Annotated in this window: 24 protein-coding genes and 1 tRNA gene; 12 read left to right on the forward strand and 13 right to left on the reverse strand. The window is 61.0% G+C overall.

The window, feature by feature from the left end; translation table 11 throughout:
• Window positions 1-39: 39 nt before the first annotated feature.
• The 4 genes from pgsA to AAEQ75_RS19590 all read right to left on the reverse strand — a co-directional run bounded on the left by pgsA (window position 40) and on the right by AAEQ75_RS19590 (window position 3,355).
• Window positions 40-600 (reverse strand): CDP-diacylglycerol--glycerol-3-phosphate 3-phosphatidyltransferase, encoded by a 561-nt coding sequence (gene pgsA, locus AAEQ75_RS19575; protein WP_177429606.1) that lies wholly within the window; start codon window positions 598-600, stop codon window positions 40-42.
• Window positions 601-633: 33 nt separating this feature from the next.
• Window positions 634-2,457, reverse strand: coding sequence for an excinuclease ABC subunit UvrC (gene uvrC, locus AAEQ75_RS19580; RefSeq protein ID WP_343350171.1), 1,824 nt, complete (start codon window positions 2,455-2,457; stop codon window positions 634-636).
• 2 nt (window positions 2,458-2,459) lie between these two features.
• Entirely contained in the window at window positions 2,460-3,104 is a 645-nt protein-coding gene (gacA, locus tag AAEQ75_RS19585; protein ID WP_099523985.1) for a response regulator transcription factor GacA, read from the reverse strand.
• Between the two features lie 163 nt (window positions 3,105-3,267).
• Window positions 3,268-3,355, reverse strand: a tRNA-Ser gene (locus AAEQ75_RS19590).
• A 164-nt stretch (window positions 3,356-3,519) separates the two neighbouring features.
• Between AAEQ75_RS19590 and AAEQ75_RS19595 the strand changes: the two genes are divergently transcribed.
• From AAEQ75_RS19595 to AAEQ75_RS19625, 7 genes are all read left to right on the forward strand, one after another.
• Window positions 3,520-4,188 carry a Bax inhibitor-1/YccA family protein gene (locus tag AAEQ75_RS19595; protein WP_106732229.1) on the forward strand — a complete coding sequence of 223 codons (669 nt, stop codon included), beginning with the start codon at window positions 3,520-3,522 and terminating at the stop codon, window positions 4,186-4,188.
• Window positions 4,189-4,312: 124 nt separating this feature from the next.
• Complete coding sequence (gene tusD, locus AAEQ75_RS19600; protein ID WP_273257734.1) at window positions 4,313-4,705, forward strand: sulfurtransferase complex subunit TusD; 393 nt, start codon at window positions 4,313-4,315, stop codon at window positions 4,703-4,705.
• Entirely contained in the window at window positions 4,706-5,065 is a 360-nt protein-coding gene (tusC, locus tag AAEQ75_RS19605; protein WP_280084863.1) for a sulfurtransferase complex subunit TusC, read from the forward strand.
• Entirely contained in the window at window positions 5,065-5,364 is a 300-nt protein-coding gene (tusB, locus tag AAEQ75_RS19610; RefSeq protein ID WP_279922370.1) for a sulfurtransferase complex subunit TusB, read from the forward strand. Before tusC ends, tusB begins: the two co-directional genes overlap by 1 nt.
• Window positions 5,361-5,696 carry a TusE/DsrC/DsvC family sulfur relay protein gene (locus tag AAEQ75_RS19615; RefSeq protein WP_273257730.1) on the forward strand — a complete coding sequence of 112 codons (336 nt, stop codon included), beginning with the start codon at window positions 5,361-5,363 and terminating at the stop codon, window positions 5,694-5,696. The genes tusB and AAEQ75_RS19615 overlap by 4 nt, the downstream gene beginning before the upstream one ends.
• Window positions 5,693-6,688, forward strand: a complete 996-nt coding sequence (locus AAEQ75_RS19620; protein WP_343350177.1) for a glycosyl transferase family protein — start codon at window positions 5,693-5,695, stop codon at window positions 6,686-6,688. The genes AAEQ75_RS19615 and AAEQ75_RS19620 overlap by 4 nt, the downstream gene beginning before the upstream one ends.
• Window positions 6,689-6,761: 73 nt before the next feature.
• The gene (locus AAEQ75_RS19625; RefSeq protein WP_343350178.1) at window positions 6,762-7,760 is read left to right on the forward strand and encodes a glutathione S-transferase family protein; all 999 of its coding nucleotides are present in this window, start codon (window positions 6,762-6,764) and stop codon (window positions 7,758-7,760) included.
• 54 nt (window positions 7,761-7,814) lie between these two features.
• On the opposite strand, the gene cysG is transcribed toward AAEQ75_RS19625, so the two are convergent.
• From cysG to AAEQ75_RS19655, 6 genes are all read right to left on the reverse strand, one after another.
• A complete protein-coding gene (gene cysG / locus AAEQ75_RS19630) occupies window positions 7,815-9,203 on the reverse strand; it encodes a siroheme synthase CysG (RefSeq protein WP_343350179.1) in 1,389 nt (462 codons plus the stop codon).
• A gap of 144 nt (window positions 9,204-9,347) precedes the next feature.
• Window positions 9,348-10,628: a serine--tRNA ligase gene (gene serS, locus AAEQ75_RS19635; protein WP_343350180.1), complete on the reverse strand. Its 1,281-nt coding sequence runs from the start codon at window positions 10,626-10,628 to the stop codon at window positions 9,348-9,350.
• Window positions 10,629-10,708: 80 nt separating this feature from the next.
• The gene (gene crcB / locus AAEQ75_RS19640) at window positions 10,709-11,089 is read right to left on the reverse strand and encodes a fluoride efflux transporter CrcB (protein ID WP_099523962.1); all 381 of its coding nucleotides are present in this window, start codon (window positions 11,087-11,089) and stop codon (window positions 10,709-10,711) included.
• Entirely contained in the window at window positions 11,089-12,411 is a 1,323-nt protein-coding gene (locus AAEQ75_RS19645) for a replication-associated recombination protein A (protein ID WP_099523960.1), read from the reverse strand. The genes crcB and AAEQ75_RS19645 overlap by 1 nt, the downstream gene beginning before the upstream one ends.
• A gap of 3 nt (window positions 12,412-12,414) precedes the next feature.
• The gene (lolA, locus tag AAEQ75_RS19650; RefSeq protein WP_106732219.1) at window positions 12,415-13,041 is read right to left on the reverse strand and encodes an outer membrane lipoprotein chaperone LolA; all 627 of its coding nucleotides are present in this window, start codon (window positions 13,039-13,041) and stop codon (window positions 12,415-12,417) included.
• 125 nt (window positions 13,042-13,166) lie between these two features.
• Complete coding sequence (locus AAEQ75_RS19655) at window positions 13,167-15,575, reverse strand: DNA translocase FtsK (protein ID WP_430523428.1); 2,409 nt, start codon at window positions 15,573-15,575, stop codon at window positions 13,167-13,169.
• A 194-nt stretch (window positions 15,576-15,769) separates the two neighbouring features.
• On the opposite strand from AAEQ75_RS19655, the gene trxB reads away from it, so the two are divergent.
• The 4 genes from trxB to infA all read left to right on the forward strand — a co-directional run bounded on the left by trxB (window position 15,770) and on the right by infA (window position 18,574).
• A complete protein-coding gene (trxB, locus tag AAEQ75_RS19660; protein ID WP_106732217.1) occupies window positions 15,770-16,720 on the forward strand; it encodes a thioredoxin-disulfide reductase in 951 nt (316 codons plus the stop codon).
• 56 nt (window positions 16,721-16,776) lie between these two features.
• Window positions 16,777-17,457: a leucyl/phenylalanyl-tRNA--protein transferase gene (gene aat / locus AAEQ75_RS19665; protein WP_343350184.1), complete on the forward strand. Its 681-nt coding sequence runs from the start codon at window positions 16,777-16,779 to the stop codon at window positions 17,455-17,457.
• 54 nt (window positions 17,458-17,511) lie between these two features.
• Complete coding sequence (locus tag AAEQ75_RS19670; protein WP_343350185.1) at window positions 17,512-18,219, forward strand: arginyltransferase; 708 nt, start codon at window positions 17,512-17,514, stop codon at window positions 18,217-18,219.
• A gap of 136 nt (window positions 18,220-18,355) precedes the next feature.
• Window positions 18,356-18,574 carry a translation initiation factor IF-1 gene (infA, locus tag AAEQ75_RS19675; protein WP_002553999.1) on the forward strand — a complete coding sequence of 73 codons (219 nt, stop codon included), beginning with the start codon at window positions 18,356-18,358 and terminating at the stop codon, window positions 18,572-18,574.
• A gap of 95 nt (window positions 18,575-18,669) precedes the next feature.
• Here infA and clpA read toward each other — a convergent pair whose 3' ends face one another.
• Together clpA and clpS are read right to left on the reverse strand one after the other, a co-directional pair.
• Window positions 18,670-20,940, reverse strand: a complete 2,271-nt coding sequence (clpA, locus tag AAEQ75_RS19680; RefSeq protein ID WP_099523948.1) for an ATP-dependent Clp protease ATP-binding subunit ClpA — start codon at window positions 20,938-20,940, stop codon at window positions 18,670-18,672.
• 29 nt (window positions 20,941-20,969) lie between these two features.
• Entirely contained in the window at window positions 20,970-21,332 is a 363-nt protein-coding gene (gene clpS / locus AAEQ75_RS19685; protein ID WP_003460431.1) for an ATP-dependent Clp protease adapter ClpS, read from the reverse strand.
• Between the two features lie 230 nt (window positions 21,333-21,562).
• On the opposite strand from clpS, the gene cspD reads away from it, so the two are divergent.
• Complete coding sequence (gene cspD / locus AAEQ75_RS19690; protein ID WP_343350186.1) at window positions 21,563-21,832, forward strand: cold shock domain-containing protein CspD; 270 nt, start codon at window positions 21,563-21,565, stop codon at window positions 21,830-21,832.
• A 99-nt stretch (window positions 21,833-21,931) separates the two neighbouring features.
• On the opposite strand, the gene icd is transcribed toward cspD, so the two are convergent.
• Window positions 21,932-23,188 carry an NADP-dependent isocitrate dehydrogenase gene (gene icd, locus AAEQ75_RS19695; protein WP_343350187.1) on the reverse strand — a complete coding sequence of 419 codons (1,257 nt, stop codon included), beginning with the start codon at window positions 23,186-23,188 and terminating at the stop codon, window positions 21,932-21,934.
• Window positions 23,189-23,383 lie beyond the last annotated feature (195 nt).

Raw genomic sequence — 23,383 nt, forward strand, 5'->3', positions numbered from 1 at the left:
GAATCGAATCGCGCCGTCAACCCTTTGATTCAAAAATACTTATTTCTTATCAGAGGTGGTGCTGAGGTGCGGCCAGGCGGCCAACAGGTACTGCAGCATCGACCACAATGTCAGCACGGCTGCGACCACCAGAAGGATGTATCCGAGTACAACCCAGAAGGTGAAGACCGGCGGATTGCCCAGCAGAATGACCAACGCCAGCATCTGCGCTGCGGTTTTCCATTTGGCGAGATTGGATACAGCGACGTGTGCACGAGCACCGAGTTCGGCCATCCACTCACGCAGTGCAGACACGACGATCTCGCGGCCGATGATGGTTGCCGCGGCCAGTGTCAGCCAGAGATTGGCGTGCTCGGCAACCAGCAGCACCAATGCCACCGCCACCATCAATTTATCCGCTACCGGATCGAGGAAAGCACCGAAGGGCGTGCCCTGCTCCCAGCGACGGGCCAGATAACCATCAAGCCAGTCGGTCACGGCAGCAATCGCAAACACGCCGCTGGCAGCCCAATAGCTCCAGGAGAACGGTAGATAGAACAACAGGATGAAGACCGGGATCAGCGCGACCCGGAGCACGGTAAGCAAGTTGGGGATGTTCATCGGCACAACTAGGCTGCGAGGTGAGCGGGCATTCTACTCGCTGTGCAGAGTGTCATAAATCAACTCGGCGAGCTTTTTACTGATTCCGGGCGCTTTTGCAATTTCTTCGGCGCTGGCGCGGGACAATTCCTGCAGCCCGCCAAAGTGATTGAGCAGTTCACGCCGCCGCTTGGGGCCGATCCCTGCTACTTCCTCCAGCGTCGAGGTGCGTCGTGCTTTGCCACGGCGCGCACGGTGCCCGGTAATTGCGAAGCGGTGCGACTCGTCACGGATCTGCTGGATCAGGTGCAGCACCGGCGAATTGCCAGGCAAGGTGAACTCATGCTCGGCGTCGTTCAGGTAGAGCACTTCCAAGCCTGGTTTGCGCGTCGTGCCCTTGGCCACGCCAAGCAGGATCAGATCCGGTACGGCCAGTTCCTGCAGCACCTCGCGCGCCATGGCCAACTGCCCCTTGCCACCGTCGACCAACAGCACATCGGGCAACTTGCCTTCGCCATCCTTAATCTTGCTGAAGCGCCGAGTCAGCGCCTGGCGCATCGCAGCGTAGTCGTCGCCTGCAGTGACGCCCTCGATATTGAAGCGGCGATAGTCAGATTTCAGCGGGCCTTCGGGGCCGAATACCACGCAGGAGGCGACTGTCGCCTCACCACTGGAATGGCTGATATCGAAGCATTCCATGCGCTGCGGCGATTCGTCCATTTCCAGCACGGTAGCCAGCGCCTCGAAACGCTCGGCCAAATGCTGTCGGTTGGCCAGGCGGGCGGCCAGCGCCTGTTCGGCGTTGGTCACGGCGAGTTGCTGCCAGCGGGCTCGCGTGCCGCGCACGCGCAAACTGATGCTGAGGCTGCGACCGCGCAGTGACTCGATGGCTTCGATCAGCGTGGCGAAATCCTCGTGCTGCACGTTAACGATCAGCTCGCTGGGCAGGTCGCGCTCGGCATTACCCAGGTAGTACTGGGCGAGGAAGGCCATCAGCACGTCACCGCCCTCCTCTTCGATCGCCACCTGCGGGAAGAAATTCTTGCTGCCCAGTACGCGACCGCCACGCACGCTGATCAGGTGCACACAAGCGCCCCCGGGGGTGAGCATCACAGCGACCACGTCGACGTCGCCAGTACCGCCCTCCATGCTTTGCTGGTCCTGCACGCGGCGCAGCATGGAAATCTGGTCACGCAGCTCGGCGGCGCGCTCGAACTCCAGGGCCATTGAAGCCTTTTCCATGCTGGCAGAGAGTTCTTCGCTCAGCGCATTGCTACGGCCATCGAGAAACATCACTGAGTGGCGCACATCCTCGGCGTACTCCTCCGGGCTGACCAAGCCGACACAGGGGCCTTTGCAACGCTTGATCTGGTACTGCAGACAGGGGCGCGTGCGGTTTCTGTAGTAACTGTCCTCGCACTGGCGAACCAGGAAGGTCTTCTGCAGCAGGCTCAGGCTCTCGCGAATGGCCAATGCGCTGGGATAAGGGCCGAAATAGCGCCCCTTGGCCTTCTTCGCGCCCCGGTGAATGCCAAGGCGCGGAAAATCGCCGTCGGAGAGAAATACGTAGGGATAGGATTTATCGTCGCGCAGCAGAATGTTGTAAGGCGGCCGCCATTCCTTGATCAGAGTCTGCTCCAGCAGCAGAGCCTCGGTCTCGTTGGCAGTTATGGTGGTTTCGATCTGCGCGATACGCGCCACCAGAGCGGCGGTCTTGGGCGCCTGGCCGGTCTTGCGGAAATAACTGGAGAGACGCTTCTTGAGGTTCTTCGCCTTGCCGACGTAAAGCAGGCGGGCCTCGCTATCGAACATGCGATAGACGCCTGGGCGCCCACTGCAGGTCGCCAGGAAGGCACTCGAATCGAACGGAACGGACATTATCAGCTGACGGCGTCGACCATGCCGTGGCGAACCGCGAGCAGAGCCAGCTCGACATCGCTGGTGATGGAGAGCTTTTCGAAGATGCGGTAACGGTAGGTGTTGACCGTCTTCGGCGACAGGCACAGCTTGTCCGAGATGTTCTGCACCTTGTGGCAGTTGGCGATCATCAGGGCGATCTGGATCTCGCGCTCGGACAGCAGATCGAATGGCGAGCCACTGTTTTGCGGCTGGAAGGACTTCAGCGCCAGTTGCTGGGCGATTTGCGGATCGATATAACGCTGGCCGGCGAATACCAGGCGAATGGCCTGCACCATCTCATCCAGCGCGGCACCCTTGGTCAGGTATCCGGCAGCGCCGGCCTGCAGCAAACGTGTCGGGAACGGATCTTCCTCGCACACGGTAACGGCGACCACCTTGATATCAGGGTGACTGCGCATCAGCTTGCGAGTGGCTTCCAGGCCGCCGATGCCAGGCATCTTGACGTCCATCAGGACAACATCGGGCTTGAGTTCGCGAACCTTTAGCAGGGCTTCTTCGCCAGTGCAGGCTTGCCCTACCACTTGCAGTCCGTCGATATCGGCCAGCATACGGGTGATGCCCGTGCGAACCAGATCGTGATCGTCGACAACCAGGACCCTAATCAATCGCCACCTCGTTGCACCTTGTCAGCCACCGCGCAACGACGGTGAGATTGAACTTGCAGGTCACCTTAACAAAAAGCCAGGGCCTGACCTAGCTTGGCGCACGGGAGTCAAAAAGCAAGCGCCAAATTAGGATCAGCAATTGCGTCGTAGCAATCTGGAGATTTGGCGGAAGCGGTGAGATTCGAACTCACGGATAGTTGCCCATCGACGGTTTTCAAGACCGTTGCCTTAAACCGCTCGGCCACGCTTCCGGATACTGAGTGCAGAGGCCAAGACTTTCGCCTCCGCAGTAGTGCGGGCGGCAATCTTACCGGAACGCAACACACTGTCAAACTCTAAGTCTTGGCAGGCAACCCTGCTCTGTTATGATCCAGAGCATTCGTATTTGAAAGCCTCGTACTACAGGAGCGTCGCCATGCAAGAGCGAGATTACGCACTCAACCATTCTCAGGTTGAGCAACAGGAAGTCAGCAGCGTTCTGCGCAACACCTATGGTCTACTGGCTATCACTCTGGCCTTCAGCGGCCTGGTTGCCTTCATCTCGCAGCGCGCAAACGTTCCTTATCCGAACATTTTCGTCGTGCTGATTGGCTTCTACGGCCTGTTCTTCCTCACCGCCAAACTGCGCAACTCTTCATGGGGCCTGCTTTCCACCCTCGCGCTGACCGGTTTCATGGGTTACACCCTGGGCCCTATCCTGAACCGCTACCTCGGCACGGCGAACGGCGCTGAAATCATCAGTTCTGCCTTTACCATGACTGCGCTGGTGTTCTTCGGTCTGTCTGCCTACGTGCTGACCACTCGCAAGGACATGAGCTTCCTCAGCGGCTTCATCACCGCCGGTTTCTTCGTTCTGCTGGGCGCCATTGTTGCCAGCTTCTTCTTCCAGATCAGCGGCCTGCAACTGGCGATCAGCGCTGGCTTCGTGCTGTTCTCCTCGGTGTGTATCCTGTTCCAGACCAGCGCCATCATCCATGGCGGTGAGCGTAACTACATCATGGCCACCATCAGCCTGTACGTCTCGATCTACAACCTGTTCATCAGCCTGCTGCAGATCTTCGGCATCATGGGCGGCGACGACTGATAGCATTACGTCTCCCCGAAAGCCCGCTTCGGCGGGCTTTTTCTTGCGTGTCTGTTTCGTGATTCTTTGTTTGCCAGGCACCCTGGCCTTATCATTGGCCCAGTTTTGCCTCGCCGGACGCCCCATGAAGTTTGCCATCGCCCTGTTCGCCGCCCCCCACCAGCCCGCGTCGCGTCGCGCATTGCGCTTCGCCCAGGCGACATTGGCCGGCGGCCACGAAATCGTTCGCCTGTTCTTCTATCAGGACGGCGTGCACAGCGCCGCCAGCAATGTGGTCAGCCCACAGGACGAGCTGGATCTGCCTAGAGAATGGCGCGAGTTCGTTACCGCCAACAGGCTCGACGCGGTGGTCTGCATCGCCGCTGCCCTGCGCCGTGGTGTACTCAACGCCGAAGAAGCGCAGCGCTACGCCAGGCCGGCTGCCAACCTGGAGGGACCATGGGAGCTGTCCGGCCTGGGCCAGCTGCATGAGGCCGCGCAACAGGCCGACCGCCTGGTCTGCTTCGGAGGTCAGTGAATGAGCAAGTCGCTGTTGATCATAAGCCGCCAGGCACCCTGGAGCGGCCCTGGTGCGCGTGAGGCGCTGGATATCGCCCTGGCCGGCGGCGCCTTCGATCTGCCCATCGGCATGCTGTTTCTCGATGACGGCGTGTTTCAGCTCAGCGCTGGACAGCAACCCGGCCAGCTGCAACAGAAAGACCTCGGCGCCAACCTGCAGGCGCTACCGATGTTCGGTGTCGAGGCGCTGTACGCCAGCCAGCGCAGCCTGAGCGAGCGCGGCCTTGGCGACAGCGAACTGAATCTGGCAGTACAGCGACTCGACGACAGCGCGCTGACTGCCCTTCTCGACCGCTACGATCAGGTGATCACCCTCTGATGGCCACCCTGCACATTCTTTCCCATTCGCCATTCACCGATAGCCGCCTGGCCAGTTGCCTGCGCTTGCTGGGCGCAGGCGATGCCCTGCTGCTCACTGGCGACGCGGTCTATGCATTGCAGCCCGGCACGACCAATCTGCAAGCGTTGCAGCTGATGCCTGCCAGTGTCTCGCTCTACGCCCTGGACGAAGACCTGGCCGCCCGCGCGCTACAGGCGCCCGAACGCGCTCAGGCCGTCGACTATCCAGAATTCGTCGAGCTGTGCACCCGCTACACCAAGGTCAACAGCTGGCTATGAGCACGCTTAACGTCGGCGGACGTGACATCGCCCTGGACAAGGACGGCTACCTGATCGACCTGCAGGATTGGTCACGCCCCGTAGCCGAGGCGCTAGCCGCAGCGGAAGAGTTGCAGCTGAGTGACGATCACTGGGAAATTCTCGACCTGCTGCGCGCCTTCTACGCGGAGTTTCAGCTGTCGCCGGCCAACCGTCCGCTGATCAAATATGCCGCTCTGAAGCTCGGTACGGACAAAGGCAACAGCCTGCACCTAAATCGCCTGTTCAAGGGCACTCCCGCCAAACTCGCCGCCAAGCTCGCTGGCCTGCCGAAACCGACCAATTGCCTATGAACCTGATCACCCCCGCCGAACATCCCTTCGCCCAGTTCGTGCGTATTCTCGGCAAGGGCAAGCGCGGCGCCCGCGGCCTGACGCGCGAGGAGGCCCGCGAAGCCATGGGCCTGCTGCTCGATGGCAAGGTCGAGGACACCCAGCTCGGCGCCTTCCTGATGCTGCTGCGGCACAAGGAAGAAAGCGCCGAAGAGCTCGCCGGCTTCGTCGAAGCCATTCGCCCACGGCTCGCCGCCCCGAACATCCAGGTCGACCTGGACTGGCCCAGCTATGCCGGCAAGAAACGTCACCTGCCGTGGTACCTGCTTGCAGCCAAGGCGCTGGCTGCCAGTGGCGTACGCATCTTCATGCATGGCGGTGGTGCGCATACCGCAGGGCGCATGTATACCGAACAATTGCTGGAACAACTGGACATCCCCTGCTGCCAAGACTGGCAAGCAGTGGAGGCGGCGCTCGACCAACACAACTTGGCCTACAGCTACCTGGGCGACTGGATGCCGGCGCTCCAGCGCATGATCGATCTGCGCAACACCCTGGGCCTGCGCTCGCCTATCCATTCCCTGGCCCGCGTGATCAACCCGCTCGCTGCCCGCTGCGGGCTGCAGAGTATCTTCCATCCCGGTTACCAGGCTGTGCATCGCGAAGCCAGTCGGCTGCTGGGTGATCACGCCATCGTGATCAAGGGCGAAGGCGGTGAGATCGAGGTCAACCCGGACGGCACCTGCCACCTGCATGGCACGCTCGATGGCGAAGATTGGGACGAAGAATGGCCGGCGCTGTCAGCGCAGCGCCATGTCAAACCCGAGCGACTCGACCCGGCCGTGCTAGACGCCTTCTGGCGCGGCGAGCACGATGATGCTTACGGTCGCCTGGCGGTCATCGCCACCATGGCCGTCGCACTGCGCGGGCTGGGCCTGGATCGTGAAGCAGCATTCCTGCAGGCCCAGCAGTGCTGGGATACACGGTTTCAATCTAATCAGTCGATTACTTAAGCCAGATTTTTCCACCTTTCAATCGAGTTCATCACGTTAGACTCCAGATTCATTCAAAACGGAGGCACACGTTATGGGCTTGTTGATCGACGGCCGCTGGCATGACCAATGGTACGACACCGGCGACAGTGGCCGCTTCCAGCGCGAAAGCGCACAACGCCGTAACTGGGTAACCGCCGACGGTAGCGCAGGGCCGAGCGGCAGCGGCGGTTTCAAGGCCGAGGCCGGGCGTTATCACCTCTATGTATCGCTGGCCTGCCCCTGGGCTCATCGCACCCTGATCCTGCGCAAGCTCAAAGGCCTCGAATCGCTGATCGATGTCTCCGTGGTGAGCTGGCTGATGCGCGAACAGGGCTGGACCTTCGACCGCGAGTTCGGCTCCAGCGGCGACCGCCTCGACAACCTGAGCTACATGCATCAGCGCTACACCGCCGATGACAGCCATTACACCGGCCGCGTTACCGTACCCGTGCTGTGGGACAAACAGACCGGTGGCATCGTCAGTAACGAGTCGGCTGAAATCATCCGCATGTTCAACAGCGCGTTCGACGGCCTGACCGGCAACGGCCTGGACTTCTACCCCGAACCGCTACGTGAGCGCATCGACCAGCTCAACGAGCGCATCTACCCGGCCGTGAACAACGGCGTTTACCGGGCAGGCTTCGCCACCACACAGGAAGCCTACGAAGAGGCCTTCGACGAACTGTTCGCCATGCTTGACGAGCTGGAAGCACTGCTGGACGAGAAGCGTTACCTGGCCGGTGAATACCTGACCGAGGCGGACATTCGCCTGTTCACCACGCTGATTCGCTTCGATGCGGTCTATCACGGGCATTTCAAGTGCAACCTGCGACGCATCGAGGACTACCCGAACCTGTCCAACTGGCTACGCGAGCTGTACCAGTGGCCAGGTATCGCCGAGACGGTGGACTTCACCCACATCAAGTCGCACTACTACGCCAGCCACGCCACCATCAACCCGACTGGCGTGATACCCAAAGGGCCGCAGCAAGATTTCACGCGCGCACATGATCGCCAGCTCCTGCCGGGCAGAGGTGTGTTCCAGCGTTAGAAACGCGATGACTGGTGACGGAAGCCTCGACAACGAGGCTTCCGTCGCTGGGCGTCAGATGCTGTTCTGAGCGCCTTCGAACCAGGCCAGCTTGTCACGCAGGGTGACCACTTCCCCAACTATCACCAGCGTGGGGGCGTGTACTTCGTGTTCGGCGACTAGCTCCGGCAGGGTTTCCAGCGTGCCAGTGAAGACTCGCTGATTCCGCGTGGTGCCCTGCTGCACCAATGCCGCAGGCGTGGCGCCCGAACGGCCGTGTGCGATCAGTTGCTCGCAGATACCCGGCAAGCCGACCAAGCCCATGTAGAACACCAGGGTTTGCCCCGGCGCGACCAGGTCCTGCCACGGCAAGTTGCTGCTGCCATCCTTGAGATGCCCAGTGACGAAACGCACCGACTGCGCATGGTCACGATGGGTCAGCGGGATGCCGGCATAGGCCGCGCAGCCCGAAGCCGCGGTGATGCCCGGGACGACCTGGAAGGGAATGTCCTCGGCAGCCAGTTGCTCGATCTCCTCACCACCACGACCGAAGATGAACGGATCGCCGCCTTTCAGACGCAGCACGCGCTTGCCTTGACGAGCCAGGTCGATCAGCAACTGGTTGATCTGCTCCTGCGGCACCGCGTGATCGGCGCGACGCTTGCCGACATAGATGCGCTCGGCATCACGCCGGCACAGCTCGATGATGGCGGGCGCCACCAGGCGGTCATACAGCACGACGTCGGCTTGCTGCATCAGGCGCAGGGCGCGGAAGGTCAGGAGATCGGGATCGCCCGGCCCGGCGCCGACCAGATACACCTCGCCCAGGGCGCGCGGCGCTGCACCGGCCACGCGTGCCTCGAGCAGACGCTCGGCCTCCTCCGGCTTGCCGGCAAACACGCTCTCGGCGATCTGCCCTTGAAACACGTCCTCCCAGAACACGCGGCGCTGCTGCACGTCGGGGAACAGCTGTTTGACCCGCTCACGGAAACGCTTGCCCAGGTTAGCCAACTGGCCGTAGGTGGCCGGAATCCAGGTCTCGATCTTGGCGCGGATCAGCCGCGCCAGCACCGGTGCATCGCCGCCACTGCTGACCGCAACGATCAGCGGCGAGCGATCGACGATGGCGGGAAAGATCACGCTGCACAGCGCCGGCGCATCCACCACGTTGACGGGAATACCCAACGCCTGAGCATCGGCTGAAATCTGCGCATTCAGCGGCACGTCATCGGTGGCGGCGATGACCAGGGCAACACCCTGCAGATCACTGCTCGCATAGCCGCGCAGGAAGATGCCGTCTGCGCCGGCCAGCGTCTGCAACTCGCTACGAATCTCCGGGGCGACCACACGCAGGCGAGCGCCGGCGTCGCTCAACAGGCGCGCCTTGCGCAGCGCAACCTCACCACCGCCGATCACCAGTACCGGGCGATCCTGCAGCTTGTGGAACAGCGGAAGGAATTGCATCAGATCAGCCTCATCAGAGGTCGGTCGTAGGGTGCGCTGCGCGCACCAAACTACGGTGTAAGGCTCTGGTGCGCATGGCGCACCTTACCTCCATTGAAACGGGGCAGTTGCTAACGCCCCGTTTTTTTGCGTTGTGATGGCCTATCAGCTGATCACTTCGATGCCGCCCATATAGGGCTTCAGCACCTCGGGAACACGAATGCTGCCGTCGGCCTGCTGGTAATTCTCCAGCACTGCCACCAGGGTGCGACCGACCGCCAGGCCAGAGCCATTGAGCGTGTGCAGCAGCTCCGGTTTGTTGGTTTCCGGGTTGCGGTAGCGTGCTTGCATGCGGCGCGCCTGGAAGTCGCCGCAGTTGGAGCAGGAAGAAATCTCGCGGTACTTGTCCTGGCTCGGCACCCATACTTCCAGGTCATAGGTCTTCACCGCAGAGAAGCCCATGTCGCCGGTACACAGGGCCAGCTTGCGATACGGCAGCTCCAGCAGTTGCAGCACACGCTCGGCGTTGGCAGTCATGCCTTCAAGCGCTTCGAAGGACTTGGACGGTTCGACGATTTGCACCATCTCAACCTTATCGAACTGATGCTGGCGAATCATCCCGCGCGTATCACGCCCGGATGCGCCCGCCTCGCTGCGGAAGCACGGTGTGTGGGCGACGAACTTCAGCGGCAACTGTTTGGCATCGAGAATTTCGCCCGCGACGATATTGGTCAGCGACACTTCGGCAGTCGGGATCAGGTACAGATCAGCCTGGTCTTCACGGGCGATCTTGAACAGGTCTTCCTCGAACTTCGGCAGTTGACCTGTGCCCTGCAGCGCCGGGGCTTGCACCAGGTAAGGCGTGTAAGCCTCTTCATAACCGTGCTCGCCGGTATGCAGGTTGATCATGAACTGCGCCAGGGCGCGATGCAGGCGCGCGATGGGACCGCGCAGCAAGGCGAAACGCGCGCCGGAGAGCTTGGCAGCGGCCTCGAAGTCCAGCCAGCCGTGCTGCTCGCCGAGGGCAACGTGATCCTTGATCTCGAAATCGAAGCTACGCGGCGTACCCCAGCGTGCCACCTCGACGTTGCCGTCTTCATCGGCGCCCACCGGCACGGACTCGTGCGGCAGATTGGGGATGTTCAGCAGCAGGTTGTCCAGCTCGTTCTGGATAGCGTCCAGCTCACGCTTGCCGGCTTCCAGGTCGCTGCCCATCTGGTCGACTTCCGCCAGCAGCGGCGCAATATCTTCGCCACGGGCCTTGGCCTGGCCGATGGACTTGGAACGGCTGTTGCGCTCGGCCTGCAGTTGCTCGGTGCGCACCTGCACCGACTTGCGCTGACTCTCCAGGGCCTCGAAACGGGCGACGTCGAGGGCGAAGCCACGAGTGGCGAGGCGCTCGGCGATTTCGGTGAGTTGCGTGCGGACAAGTTTGGAATCGAGCATGTTCAGGTCTCAATACATCGACGAAAAAAGGTTGCGGCCACCAGCGTGACGCGGGTTGCCGAGTGTAAAGCTTTAACGGGTCAGGATGCCAATCGAGCCAGGCTCAGACCGGCCCAGGCGGCCAGCAGACCGCCAATGATACTGAATGCCAGGTAACCGAAGGCCTCGGGCGCGCGACCGCCCTCCATCAGTTTCATGATTTCCAGGCTGAAAGACGAAAAAGTGGTGAAGCCACCCAGAACGCCAGTAATCAGTCCGGTACGCAGCTCCAGCGGCAGATCGGTACGGGTCAGGAACAAGCCTGACAGCAAACCAATCAGCAGACAGCCGACGACGTTTACCGCAAAGGTGCCCAGGTAGAAATGCCGGGGCCAGTTGCCCGCTACCCAACTGGCAACCAGAAAGCGCATGACCGACCCAGCCGCGCCCCCAACAGCGACGGCAAGTGCTACACGAATCATCATTTTCTCCTCTGCCTCGGACTATTGGCGTCCTGACTGCGCAGATGTTGCAGCTTGTCGCGAATCTTCAACTCCAGGCCGCGTGGCACCGGGTCGTAATACTGGCGCGGCTGCAGATTTTCGGGGAAGTAATCCTCGCCCGCCGCATAGGCATCGGGCTCGTCATGGGCATAGCGGTACTCATCGCCGTAGCCGAGTTGCTTCATCAGCTTGGTAGGCGCATTGCGCAGGTGCAGCGGCACCTCCTGCGAACCCTGCTCGGCGGCATCACGCATGGCCGCTTTGAAAGCCGTATAGACCGCATTACTCTTGGGCGCACAGGCCAGATAAACGATGGCCTGGGCCACGGCCAGCTCGCCTTCCGGGCTGCCCAGGCGCTCCTGCACGTCCCAGGCATTGAGGCACAGAGTCAGCGCGCGCGGGTCGGCGTTGCCGATATCCTCACTGGCCATGCGCACCACGCGACGGGCGATGTACAGCGGGTCGCAGCCGCCGTCGAGCATACGCGCGTACCAGTACAGCGCACCGTCCGGGCTGGAGCCACGCACTGACTTGTGCAGCGCTGAAATCTGGTCGTAGAAGGCTTCGCCGCCCTTGTCGAAACGGCGCCGGCTGTCGCCCAGCAGGTTCTGCAGCAGTTCGACGCCGATCTCGCCGTCGTCTTCCGCCAGATCGGCAGCATTCTCGAGAAAGTTGAGCAGGCGGCGACCATCGCCATCGGCAGCGGCCAGAAGAATCTGAAAGGCCTCGTCCGGCAGGCTGAGATGGCGATCACCGAGGCCTTTTGGATCGCTCAACGCACGGTTGACCAGCTTGCGCATCGCCGCCTCGTCGAGGCTCTTGAGCACATAGACGCGTGCACGCGACAGCAGCGCATTGTTCAGCTCGAACGAGGGGTTCTCGGTGGTGGCACCGATGAAGATCAGCGTGCCATCTTCCACATAGGGCAGGAACGCATCCTGCTGGCTCTTGTTGAAGCGGTGCACTTCATCGACGAAGAGGATGGTACGACGGCCGTACTGCGCAGCGTGCTGTTGAGCCACCTCGACGGCCTGGCGGATCTCCTTGACCCCGGACAGCACCGCGGAGATGGTCTCGAAATGGGCGTCGGTAACCTTGGCGAGCAGGCGCGCCAGGGTGGTTTTGCCCACCCCTGGCGGCCCCCAGAAGATCATCGAGTGCAAAGCGCCCTGCTCCAGCGCCTCACGCAGCGGCTTGCCCGGCGCCAGCACATGCTCCTGCCCGACATATTCGTCCAGGCTGGTTGCACGCAAACGCGCAGCCAAGGGCTGCGCGACGGGTTGGCGGCCGAACAGATCCACGCCTTACTCCTGGATGACGTCCACGCCTTGCGGAATGTCGAAGGTGAACTGGGCGTTATCGACCGGCTCGTTCATCTTCACATTGAGGAACAGGATGTTGGTGCGCTGGCCGATGCTGTCGATCAACTGCATGTCGTTGAGCACACGATTACGGAACGACAGGCGCAGGCTGTCGAACAGGCTGTCCTTGGCCTTGGGCTTAAGAATGAAGTCGACCACGCTACCGCCTTCCTTGTAGTCGATCTCGAAGTTCTCGCGAATCTGCGACACATCACCGGACAGCAGCAATGCCGGGGTGTGAGTCAGGCGCTGATCGAGGGTCTGAATGGTGACCTGCTCAAGATCCGGGTCATACAGCCAGACTTTTTCACCGTTGGACACCAGCAGTTGCTCCATCGGCTGGTCGGTGTGCCAGCGGAACATACCCGGACGTTTGAGCAGCATTTCCCCGGCGGTTTCCTGCAACTGGGTGCCGCTGGCGTCGAGGGTCAGCTGAGAAAAGCGTGCACTGATGGTCTGCGCCTGGCTGAGCAGGTCGCTCAGGCGCTTGGTGGCGGCCTCTTCATCAGCCTGGGCAGTCAGCAGGGTAAAGCTCAGAGCAGCCAGCATCAGCAGGCGAATAACACGCATATAAACCCCTTGAGTCCGTATGAGAATGGCGAGGCGACTCCGCACCTCGCATTGCTCGGCAGCGCTTGGCTGCCGTGAAGTCTTGTAGACCGCTAATTCAGTGGTTTGTCCGCGAGACGCAACACTCAGTCACGAGATGAACCGGGCGCGAGCACCTCGCGTGATCCGTTGGTATTCATCGAGCTGACCACGCCGGCCATCTCCATCGCCTCGATCATTCGCGCGGCGCGGTTGTAGCCGATCTTCAGCTTGCGCTGCACCGCGGAAATCGACGCGCGGCGGCTTTCCAGAACGAAGTTGACGGCTTCGTCGTACAGCGGATCTTCCTCGCTGCCCTCGCCACCTTCACCACCGCTGCTGCCCTCGAAGCCGCTGCCACCCTCTTCGGCACCGGCGAGGATGTCTTCGTTGTAATCCGGCGCGCCACGCAGCTTCCAGGCCTCGACCACGCGATGCACTTCATCGTCAGAGACGAAGGCACCGTGAACACGAATAGGCAAGCTGGTGCCAGGCGGCATGTAGAGCATGTCACCGTGACCCAACAGCTGCTCGGCGCCACCCTGGTCGATGATGGTGCGCGAATCGATCTTGCTGGAGACCTGGAACGCCATACGGGTCGGGATGTTGGCTTTGATCAGGCCGGTGATCACGTCCACCGAGGGGCGCTGGGTGGCGAGAATCAGGTGAATACCGGCCGCACGTGCCTTCTGAGCGATACGCGCAATCAGCTCTTCGACCTTCTTGCCGACGATCATCATCATGTCGGCGAATTCGTCGACCACCACCACGATGGTCGGCAGGGGTTTGAGCAGCGGTGCCTCGTCTTCCATGCTTTCGCGACGGAACAGTGGGTCAGCCAATGGCTCGCCAGCCTCGATGGCATCCTTGACCTTGCGGTTGAAGCCCGCCAGGTTGCGCACACCCATCTTCGACATCAGCTTGTAGCGGCGCTCCATCTCGGCAACGCTCCAACGCAGGGCGTTGGCCGCCTCCTTCATGTCGGTGACCACCGGGCAAAGCAGGTGCGGAATACCCTCGTAGATCGACAACTCGAGCATTTTCGGGTCGATCATGATCAGTTTGGCGTCTTCCGGGCTCGACTTGAACAAAATCGACAGGATCATCGCGTTCACGCCCACCGACTTACCGGAACCAGTGGTACCGGCCACCAGCAGGTGCGGCATCTTGGCCAGATCGGTGATCACCGGCTTACCGCCGATGTCATGCCCCAGCGCCAGAGTGACCGGCGACTTGGCATCATCGTATTCGGGCGTCGACAGCACTTCGGAGAAACGCACGATCTGACGATTCTCGTTGGGAATCTCGATACCGACGGTGGTCTTGCCGGGAATGACTTCCACCACCCGCACGCTGGTCACGGCCAGCGAACGCGCCAGGTCCTTGGCCAGGTTGGCGATGCGACTGACCTTGACCCCGGCAGCCGGCTGGATTTCGTAGCGGGTGATCACCGGGCCTGGATGGATCGAATCCACCGCGACTTCGACACCGAACTCCTTGAGCTTGATTTCCAGCAGATGGCCGACGCCCTTGAGCGATTCCGGCGAGTACTCGACCTTCTTGGCTTCCGCCGGATCGAGTAGAGAAATCGGCGGCAAGGTGCCTTCCACCGCGCTGTCGACGAACAGCGGAGCCTGCTTTTCCTTCTGCACGCGCTTGCTCGGTTCTGGCGCCTTGGCCACGGGCGGAGGCGCGATCACCGGCGCAGGGCGCTTCTCGCGCTCGCTCATGTGTTTGCTCAGCGACTCCTCGCGCTCGAGCAGGCGCTCCTTGACCTTGGCTTGCTCACGACGGTCCGACACCACTGGCGCAGCCACCTCGGTGACCCGCTCGTCCAGCTCGCGCAGTTGAATCTTCATCTGCTTGCGCTCGCTACGGGCGTTCCACCAGCCGGTGATGACGCCGTGAATCAGCTCGATCAGGTCGAGGGTGATCTTGCCGGTAAGGTCCATTACGCGGAACCAGGACAGATCGGTGAACACGGTCAAACCGAACAGGAACAACGCCAGAAATACCAGCGTGCTGCCCTGCACGTTCAGCGCATGCACGGACAGATCACCCAGGCTGGCGCCGAGCATGCCGCCACCCGAGCCCTGCATGCCAGCGGCCGCTGCGAAATGAATGTCACCCAGCGCCGCGCCGGAAAGAATCAGGAAGACCAGGCCAATGCTGTGCCAGGAAAATAGCCAGCCGTTCCAGTGCCAGGGCTGATTACGCGTGCGGAACACCTGCCAGGTCTTGGCTGCCAGCAGGAGTGGGAAGATATAGGCAAAGTAGCCCAGTGCGCCGAACAGTGCACTGGAGAGCCAGGCGCCAATGCTGCCGCCGGCGTTGATGATGCGCTCGACCTGCACACTGTTGTCCCACGCCGGATCGGCGGCGTTATAGGTCAACAGTGCCATCAGCAGGTACAGGCACATCGCGCCCAGGGCGATCAATGCGCCTTCCTTCAGTCGATACTGAAGCTTCTGACGCCAGTCGATAATCTGGGTGGTGGAATTCTTCAAAACAGCCATTTCCTGCGCCCTTGGCGCGTCCATCTGATGGTTAACCGCAGAAGCGGCCTATTGTAGGGCCAGCCTGACGCCGAGGCCAATTGCCAAGCTCCCGCACCCACCCCGCTTCGGTGTAGCATAGCCGCCAGCAGCTTCCATGCGGCTCAATTGGAGCACGCATTCTCTTTTGTGACAAAGGCTTATGGGGTTTTTTTATGAGCGAAGTCAAGCATTCCCGCCTGATCATCCTGGGTTCCGGCCCTGCCGGTTACAGCGCCGCCGTTTATGCCGCGCGCGCCAACCTCAAGCCCGTGGTCATCACCGGCATCCAGCCTGGCGGTCAGCTCACCACCACCACCGAAGTGGACAACTGGCCGGGTGACGTCGAAGGCCTCACCGGCCCGGCGCTGATGGAACGCATGCAAAAGCACGCCGAGCGTTTCGACACCGAGATCGTTTACGACCACATCCACACCGCCGAGTTGCAGAGCCGCCCCTTCGTGCTCAAGGGTGACAGCGGCACCTATAGCTGCGATGCCCTGATCATCGCCACCGGCGCCAGCGCCCAGTACCTTGGCCTGCCGTCGGAAGAAGCATTCGCCGGCAAGGGCGTTTCCGCCTGCGCGACCTGCGACGGTTTCTTCTACCGCAATCAGGTAGTTGCTGTGATCGGCGGCGGCAACACCGCCGTGGAAGAAGCGCTTTACCTGTCCAACATCGCCAAGGAAGTGCACCTGGTGCACCGCCGCGACAAACTGCGCTCGGAGAAGATCCTGCAGGACAAGCTGTTCGACAAGGTCGAGAACGGCAATATGCGCCTGCACTGGAACCACACCCTGGACGAAGTACTGGGCGACCAGACCGGCGTGACCGGCGTACGCCTGAAAAGCACCGCCGATGGCAGCAGCAAAGAGCTGGCACTGGCCGGCGTGTTCATCGCCATCGGCCACAAGCCCAATACCGAGCTGTTTGTCGGCCAGCTGGACATGCATGACGGCTACCTGAAGATCAAAGGCGGCAGCGAAGGCAATGCCACCGCCACCAGCATCGAGGGTGTATTCGCCGCTGGCGACGTGGCCGATCACGTCTACCGCCAGGCCATCACCTCGGCCGGCGCAGGCTGCATGGCAGCACTGGATGTCGAGAAATTCCTCGACGGCAACTGATGGCACAAGGGCGAGCACCATCGCTCGCCCTCCCCTCCTCCGCTGGACAAGCGCACATGCTGACCTGGCTGCAACGTGACTCACTGCAGTTCCCGCCACTGGCAAAAGCCATGCGCGAACCCAATGGCCTGCTCGCCGCTGGCGGCGACCTGAGTGCCGACCGACTGATCAGCGCCTACCGCCACGGCTGCTTCCCCTGGTTCGACGATGGCCAGCCGATCCTCTGGTGGTCACCTGATCCGCGCACGGTGCTGTTCCCCGAAGAGCTGCACGTTTCTCGCAGCCTGGCCAAGCTGCTGAGACAAAATCGCTACCGCGTCACCTTCGACCAGGATTTTGCGGCCGTGATAAAAGCTTGCGCCGAGCCACGCGCCTACGCCGATGGCACCTGGATCACTCGCGGCATGCAGGACGCCTACCTGCAACTGCATCAGCGCGGCATTGCCCACTCCGTGGAAGTCTGGAGCAAGGGTGAGCTGGTTGGCGGGCTCTACGGCCTGGCCATGGGCCAGCTGTTCTTCGGCGAATCCATGTTCAGCCGCGCAGACAACGCCTCCAAGATCGGTTTCGCCACCCTCGTCGGCAAGCTGCGCGCATGGGGCTTCGTACTCATCGACTGCCAGATGCCCACGCAGCACCTGCACAGCTTCGGCGCAAGAGCCATACCTCGCGCGACATTCGCCGAGTACCTGCAGCACCACATCGATCTGCCAGCTACAGCGGACTGGCTCGCCTAGTCGAGCGGCCAAGCCTGGCATACACTCTTAGTCAGGCTTTTGCGAGACGACGCCATGACCGAGCTGGCCCGCCTGAAGTTCTATGCCACTCAACCTCATCCATGCAGCTATCTGCCGGAAGAACAGGCCACCACCCTGTTTCTCGACCCCAGCCAGCCCATGGACGTGCAGGTCTATGCCGAGCTGTCGGAACTGGGTTTTCGCCGCAGCGGCGACCACCTCTATCGCCCCCACTGCCAGCAGTGCACAGCCTGCATCCCGGCACGCATCCCGGCCGCGCGCTTTACGGCAAATCGCCAGCAGCGGCGCATCATCAAGCGCAATCAAGACATCGTCGTTCGTTGTGTGCGCCCGGTATTCACCGAAGAGTATTACGCGCTCTATGTGCGCTACATCGAGCAGCGCCACGCCGATGGCGACATGTACCCGCCGAGCCGCGAGCAGTTCTCGACCTTTCTGATTCGCGATCTGCCCTTTTCACGCTTCTATGAGTTCCGCCTGCAAGACAAGCTGCTCGCCATTGCTGTCACCGACGTTCTGCCGAATGGCCTGTCGGCCGTCTACACCTTCTACGATCCGGCTGAAGAGCGCCGCAGCCTTGGCCGATTCGCCATCCTCTGGCAAATCGGCGAAACCTCGCGCCTGGGGCTGGAGGCCGTCTATCTCGGCTACTGGATCAAGAACTGCCGTAAGATGAACTACAAGACCCAGTACCGCCCCATCGAACTTTTCGTCAATCAGCGCTGGACGCTGCTTACCTAGCCGCTTTACCACCCACCCAGACGCTCGACAATCCAAGCCACTTGGCGCAGCCCCCTGTTTTCGGGCACAATGCACGCCGCTTTTGCCTGGCGCCAGTTGCACCGGGCCATTTCCTGGATACCGAGGGCTTTACTGCATGTCGAAAGAAGACAGCTTCGAAATGGAAGGCACTGTCGTCGACACCCTGCCCAACACCATGTTCCGCGTGGAGTTGGAAAACGGGCACGTCGTTACCGCGCACATCTCCGGCAAGATGCGCAAGAACTACATCCGCATTCTCACTGGTGACAAGGTGCGTGTTGAGCTGACACCTTATGACTTGAGCAAAGGCCGCATCACCTACCGCGCCCGTTAAGCCAAGCACCAAACGAAAACGCCCGGCTTATGCCGGGCGTTTTCGTTGGCTCAGCGAAAGCCGCCAGGGCTTTCGCTGAGCGTGAGGCCATTCGATCAGGCGACCTCTGCCGCCGTCTCGAACTCGAAGCTTGGCTCGCCATCCTTTATGTCGACGTGTACCACGCCGCCATGCTCGGCCAGCTCGCCGAAGAGGATTTCCTCTGCCAGCGGACGCTTGATCTTGTCCTGGATCAAACGCGCCATCGGCCGCGCGCCCATCATCACATCGTAACCGCGCTCGGCCAGCCAGCTGCGCGCCGCATCGCTGACTTCCAGCGTGACACGCTTGTCTTCCAGCTGCGCCTGCAGTTCGGTGAGGAACTTGTCGACGATGCTCTTGATGGTCTCGTGGCTCAGGCGACCGAACTGGATGATGGTATCCAGGCGGTTCCTGAACTCCGGCGTGAAGCTCTTCTTGATGACTTCCATGGCATCGGTGGAGTGATCCTGCTGGGTGAAACCGATCGAGGCACGCGAGGCGGTTTCCGCACCGGCGTTGGTGGTCATGATCAGGATCACGTTGCGGAAATCCGCCTTGCGCCCGTTGTTGTCGGTCAGCGTGCCGTGATCCATCACCTGCAGCAGCAGGTTGAAGACTTCCGGATGCGCCTTCTCGATCTCATCGAGCAACAGCACGCAGTGCGGCTGCTTGGTGATCGCCTCGGTGAGCAGGCCACCTTGGTCGAAACCGACATAACCGGGCGGCGCACCGATCAAACGCGACACGGTGTGGCGCTCCATGTACTCGGACATGTCGAAACGCACCAGCTCGATGCCCATGGCCTTGGCCAGTTGCCGCGCTGCTTCGGTCTTGCCCACGCCAGTGGGGCCGGCGAACAGGAAGGAGCCGACCGGCTTGTCCGGCGCCTTGAGGCCGGCACGCGACAGCTTGATGGCGGTCGAGAGCGAATCGATGGCGGCGTCCTGACCGAAAACGGTCAGCTTCAGATCGCGCTCCAGATTACGCAGCAGCTCCTTGTCGGAGCTCGATACATGTTTTGGCGGAATCCGCGCGATCTTGGCGACGATGTCTTCGACCTGGGCGACCTCGATACGCGACACCCGCTTGTCTTCCGGCTGCAGACGCTGGTAGGCACCCGCCTCGTCGATCACGTCGATGGCCTTGTCCGGCATATGCCGGTCATTGATGTAGCGCGCAGCCAGCTCGGCCGCTGCGCGCAGGGCCTCGTCGCTGTACTCGATGTGGTGATGCTGCTCGAAGCGCGCCTTGAGCCCCTTGAGAATACCTACGGTGTCCTCTACCGAAGGCTCGACCACGTCGACCTTCTGGAAGCGTCGCGCCAGCGCGCGGTCCTTCTCGAAGATGCCGCGAAATTCCTGGAAGGTGGTGGAGCCGATGCAGCGAATCTCACCCGACGACAGCACTGGTTTGAGCAGGTTGGACGCATCCATGACCCCACCCGACGCCGCGCCCGCACCGATGATGGTGTGGATCTCGTCGATGAAAAGGATAGCATGTGGACGCTTGCGCAGCTCATTGAGTAGCGCCTTGAAGCGCTTCTCGAAGTCGCCGCGATACTTGGTGCCGGCCAGCAACGCACCGAGATCCAGCGAATACACCACGCTGTCGGCCAGCAGATCAGGCACCTGCTCGTCAACGATACGCTTGGCCAGACCTTCGGCGATGGCGGTCTTGCCGACACCGGCCTCGCCCACCAGCAGCGGGTTGTTCTTGCGCCGACGCGCGAGAATCTGCGCAACGCGCTCGACTTCATGCTCACGCCCGACCAACGGGTCGATACGCCCCTGGCGAGCCAGCTCATTGAGATTGCTGGCGTAGGCATCCAGTGGATTGCTGGAGGTAGAGGACTCGCCGCCCTCCTCATCCTGCATCTCCTGATCGTTCTCGTGGTGGTCGCCGTGCCCCGGCACCTTGGAGATGCCATGGGCGATGTAGTTGACCACATCGATGCGGGCCACACTCTGCTGCTTGAGCAGGAACACGGCCTGGCTTTCCTGCTCGCTGAAGATCGCGACCAGCACGTTGGCGCCGGTCACTTCACGCTTGCCGGAACTCTGCACGTGGAAGACCGCGCGCTGCAGAACACGCTGGAAACCTAGCGTTGGCTGGGTTTCGCGGTCTTCATCGTGCTGAGGAATCAATGGCGTAGTGGAGTCAATGAACTCCTGCAAATCGTGGCGTAGCTTGTCGAGGTTGGCCCCACAGGCCCGCAACACACTGGCGGCTGCCTCGTTGTCCAGCAAGGCGAGCAGCAGATGCTCGACCGTCATGAACTCATGACGCTTGGCACGGGCCTCCTTGAAAGCCAGATTGAGGGTGACTTCGAGCTCTCGATTCAACATAGCTTCACCTCATACCCAAGTGGCCGGCGTTAACCGTCCTTCTCTATTTCACAGAGTAGCGGATGCTGGCTCTCTCGCGCGTACTGGTTGACCTGCATTGCTTTGGTCTCCGCAATATCGCGGGTGTACACACCACATACCGCACGCCCTTCTGTATGGACGGCGAGCATGATCTTGGTTGCCAGCTCCCGGTTCATGCCGAAAAACGTTTCGAGCACTTCGACGACAAAATCCATCGGGGTGTAGTCGTCATTGAATAAGACCACCTTGTACATCGGTGGTGCCTGCAATGCTGGCTTGGATTCCTGAACAGCAATGCCAGAGGAGTCATCCTCATGCTCTGCCGGGTGATCCTGATTGAATGTTAGTCGAATCTGGCTACTTGCATGCATGCTGAAATCAGAGGTTCAGGGCTGGGCGAACGGGGATGCTAGAGGGAGTTTGACTGAGTTCTCAGCCATCCGCCGTATAGCCTTGACTAACGGCAAAAGGGTGTTACAACAAATGAATACCCACTGGTGGGTATCAGGGATTCCACGCCTTCGCCCAGCCTGGTCGGTTATCGCGCGGAATGAAGTGGATGATACTCCAGAGATGGAGTCCTTTGCAGAGGGATATCAGCATGCTCAGCGGTAAGGTCAAGTGGTTCAACAACGCCAAAGGCTATGGATTCATCCTGGCCGACGGCCGAGATGAGGACCTGTTCGCCCACTACTCGGCCATCCAGATGGACGGTTACAAGACACTCAAGGCCGGTCAGCCGGTCCGCTTCGAGATCGTGCAAGGCCCCAAAGGACTGCATGCGGTCAATATCAGCGCAGCCAGCGCCACTCAGGATGCCCCCGTGGCAGCCACCCAGACGCAGAGTATCGCGAGTACTGCCGAAGCCTGAGCATCCTGACCCACAGCTTCATCGAATACGAAGCACATGGATGTGCTGAACACGAAAAGGCCGGTCATTGGACCGGCCTTTTTTCACACCTTAATCAGCCTACATATGGCTGATCATCGCATCGCCGAACTCGGAGCACGACATCAGCTTCGCACCCTCCATCAGACGTTCGAAGTCATAGGTCACGGTCTTCGCAGCGATGGCGCCGTTGGTGCCCCTGATGATCAGATCGGCCGCCTCGGCCCAACCCATGTGACGCAACATCATCTCTGCAGAGAGAATCACCGAGCCAGGGTTGACCTTGTCCTGGCCGGCGTATTTCGGCGCCGTGCCGTGAGTCGCCTCGAACATCGCCACGGAGTCGGACAGGTTGGCACCCGGCGCGATACCGATGCCACCGACTTCGGCCGCCAGGGCGTCGGACAGATAGTCGCCATTGAGGTTGAGCGTGGCGATCACGTCATATTCGGCCGGACGCAGCAGGATCTGCTGCAGCATGGCGTCGGCAATCACGTCCTTGACCACGATATTCTTGCCGGTACGCGGGTTCTTGAACTGCATCCAAGGGCCGCCATCGAGCAGCTCGGCACCGAATTCGTCACATGCGATTTCGTAACCCCACTCTTTGAAGGCACCTTCGGTGAACTTCATGATGTTGCCTTTGTGCACCAGGGTTACCGAACTGCGATCGTTGTCCACGGCGTACTGCAGCGCCTTGCGCACAAGGCGCTTGGTGCCAGCTTCGGAAACCGGCTTGATGCCGATGCCGCACATGTCGGTGAAGCGGATCTTCTTGACGCCCATTTCCTCGGTGAGGAACTTGATGACCTTCTCCGCTTCGGGGCTGCCAGCCTTCCACTCGACACCGGCGTAGATGTCCTCGGAGTTCTCGCGGAAGATCACCATATCCACGTCACCTGGTTTCTTGACCGGACTGGGCACGCCCTCGAACCAGCGTACCGGGCGCAGGCAGACATAAAGGTCGAGTTCCTGGCGCAGGGCCACGTTGAGCGAACGAATGCCACCACCAACGGGCGTGGTCAGCGGGCCTTTGATCGAGACCACGTAATCACGCACGGCCTCGAGGGTTTCTTTCGGCAGCCAGGTGTCCTGATCGTAAACCTGAGTGGCTTTCTCGCCGGCATAAACCTCCATCCAGGAGATCTTGCGGGCGCCGCCGTAGGCCTTCGCCACCGCAGCGTCGACCACCTTGATCATCACCGGGGAAATATCGACACCAATACCATCACCCTCGATGAACGGGATGACCGGATTGTCTGGAACATTCAGCGACATATCGGCGTTGACGGTGATTTTGTCACCGCTGGCTGGCACCTGGATCTTTTGGTATCCCATGCTGGACTCCATCTTGTGGTTAGACAGTGTGCACTCCCGAGAGTAGCGCAAACCACGAACCACAGACACATGTGCAAAGGTCTTATTCAACTGGGCATTCTGCGGCGAGGTGCCGCAGTGGTATACTGCTTAGGTGACTAACGAGTCATAAGGGGTGACCTGCCTGGAACCAGGCAGCAACCTCTTGAAACCGGT

The sequence above is a fragment of the Pseudomonas sediminis genome (assembly GCF_039555755.1).
Classification (GTDB): Bacteria; Pseudomonadota; Gammaproteobacteria; order Pseudomonadales; family Pseudomonadaceae; genus Aquipseudomonas; species Aquipseudomonas mendocina_D.

Excerpts from the sequence above, each read along its gene's own strand:
- pgsA (WP_177429606.1), bottom strand. The coding sequence starts at position 600 with ATGAACATCCCCAACTTGCTTACCGTGCTCCGGGTCGCGCTGATCCCG.
- uvrC (WP_343350171.1), bottom strand. The coding sequence starts at position 2,457 with ATGTCCGTTCCGTTCGATTCGAGTGCCTTCCTGGCGACCTGCAGTGGG.
- AAEQ75_RS19595 (WP_106732229.1), top strand. The coding sequence starts at position 3,520 with ATGCAAGAGCGAGATTACGCACTCAACCATTCTCAGGTTGAGCAACAG.
- tusD (WP_273257734.1), top strand. The coding sequence starts at position 4,313 with ATGAAGTTTGCCATCGCCCTGTTCGCCGCCCCCCACCAGCCCGCGTCG.
- tusC (WP_280084863.1), top strand. The coding sequence starts at position 4,706 with ATGAGCAAGTCGCTGTTGATCATAAGCCGCCAGGCACCCTGGAGCGGC.
- tusB (WP_279922370.1), top strand. The coding sequence starts at position 5,065 with ATGGCCACCCTGCACATTCTTTCCCATTCGCCATTCACCGATAGCCGC.
- AAEQ75_RS19615 (WP_273257730.1), top strand. The coding sequence starts at position 5,361 with ATGAGCACGCTTAACGTCGGCGGACGTGACATCGCCCTGGACAAGGAC.
- AAEQ75_RS19620 (WP_343350177.1), top strand. The coding sequence starts at position 5,693 with ATGAACCTGATCACCCCCGCCGAACATCCCTTCGCCCAGTTCGTGCGT.
- AAEQ75_RS19625 (WP_343350178.1), top strand. The coding sequence starts at position 6,762 with ATGGGCTTGTTGATCGACGGCCGCTGGCATGACCAATGGTACGACACC.
- cysG (WP_343350179.1), bottom strand. The coding sequence starts at position 9,203 with ATGCAATTCCTTCCGCTGTTCCACAAGCTGCAGGATCGCCCGGTACTG.
- serS (WP_343350180.1), bottom strand. The coding sequence starts at position 10,628 with ATGCTCGATTCCAAACTTGTCCGCACGCAACTCACCGAAATCGCCGAG.
- crcB (WP_099523962.1), bottom strand. The coding sequence starts at position 11,089 with ATGATTCGTGTAGCACTTGCCGTCGCTGTTGGGGGCGCGGCTGGGTCG.
- lolA (WP_106732219.1), bottom strand. The coding sequence starts at position 13,041 with ATGCGTGTTATTCGCCTGCTGATGCTGGCTGCTCTGAGCTTTACCCTG.
- AAEQ75_RS19655 (WP_430523428.1), bottom strand. The coding sequence starts at position 15,575 with ATGGCTGTTTTGAAGAATTCCACCACCCAGATTATCGACTGGCGTCAG.
- trxB (WP_106732217.1), top strand. The coding sequence starts at position 15,770 with ATGAGCGAAGTCAAGCATTCCCGCCTGATCATCCTGGGTTCCGGCCCT.
- aat (WP_343350184.1), top strand. The coding sequence starts at position 16,777 with ATGCTGACCTGGCTGCAACGTGACTCACTGCAGTTCCCGCCACTGGCA.
- AAEQ75_RS19670 (WP_343350185.1), top strand. The coding sequence starts at position 17,512 with ATGACCGAGCTGGCCCGCCTGAAGTTCTATGCCACTCAACCTCATCCA.
- infA (WP_002553999.1), top strand. The coding sequence starts at position 18,356 with ATGTCGAAAGAAGACAGCTTCGAAATGGAAGGCACTGTCGTCGACACC.
- clpA (WP_099523948.1), bottom strand. The coding sequence starts at position 20,940 with ATGTTGAATCGAGAGCTCGAAGTCACCCTCAATCTGGCTTTCAAGGAG.
- clpS (WP_003460431.1), bottom strand. The coding sequence starts at position 21,332 with ATGCATGCAAGTAGCCAGATTCGACTAACATTCAATCAGGATCACCCG.
- cspD (WP_343350186.1), top strand. The coding sequence starts at position 21,563 with ATGCTCAGCGGTAAGGTCAAGTGGTTCAACAACGCCAAAGGCTATGGA.
- icd (WP_343350187.1), bottom strand. The coding sequence starts at position 23,188 with ATGGGATACCAAAAGATCCAGGTGCCAGCCAGCGGTGACAAAATCACC.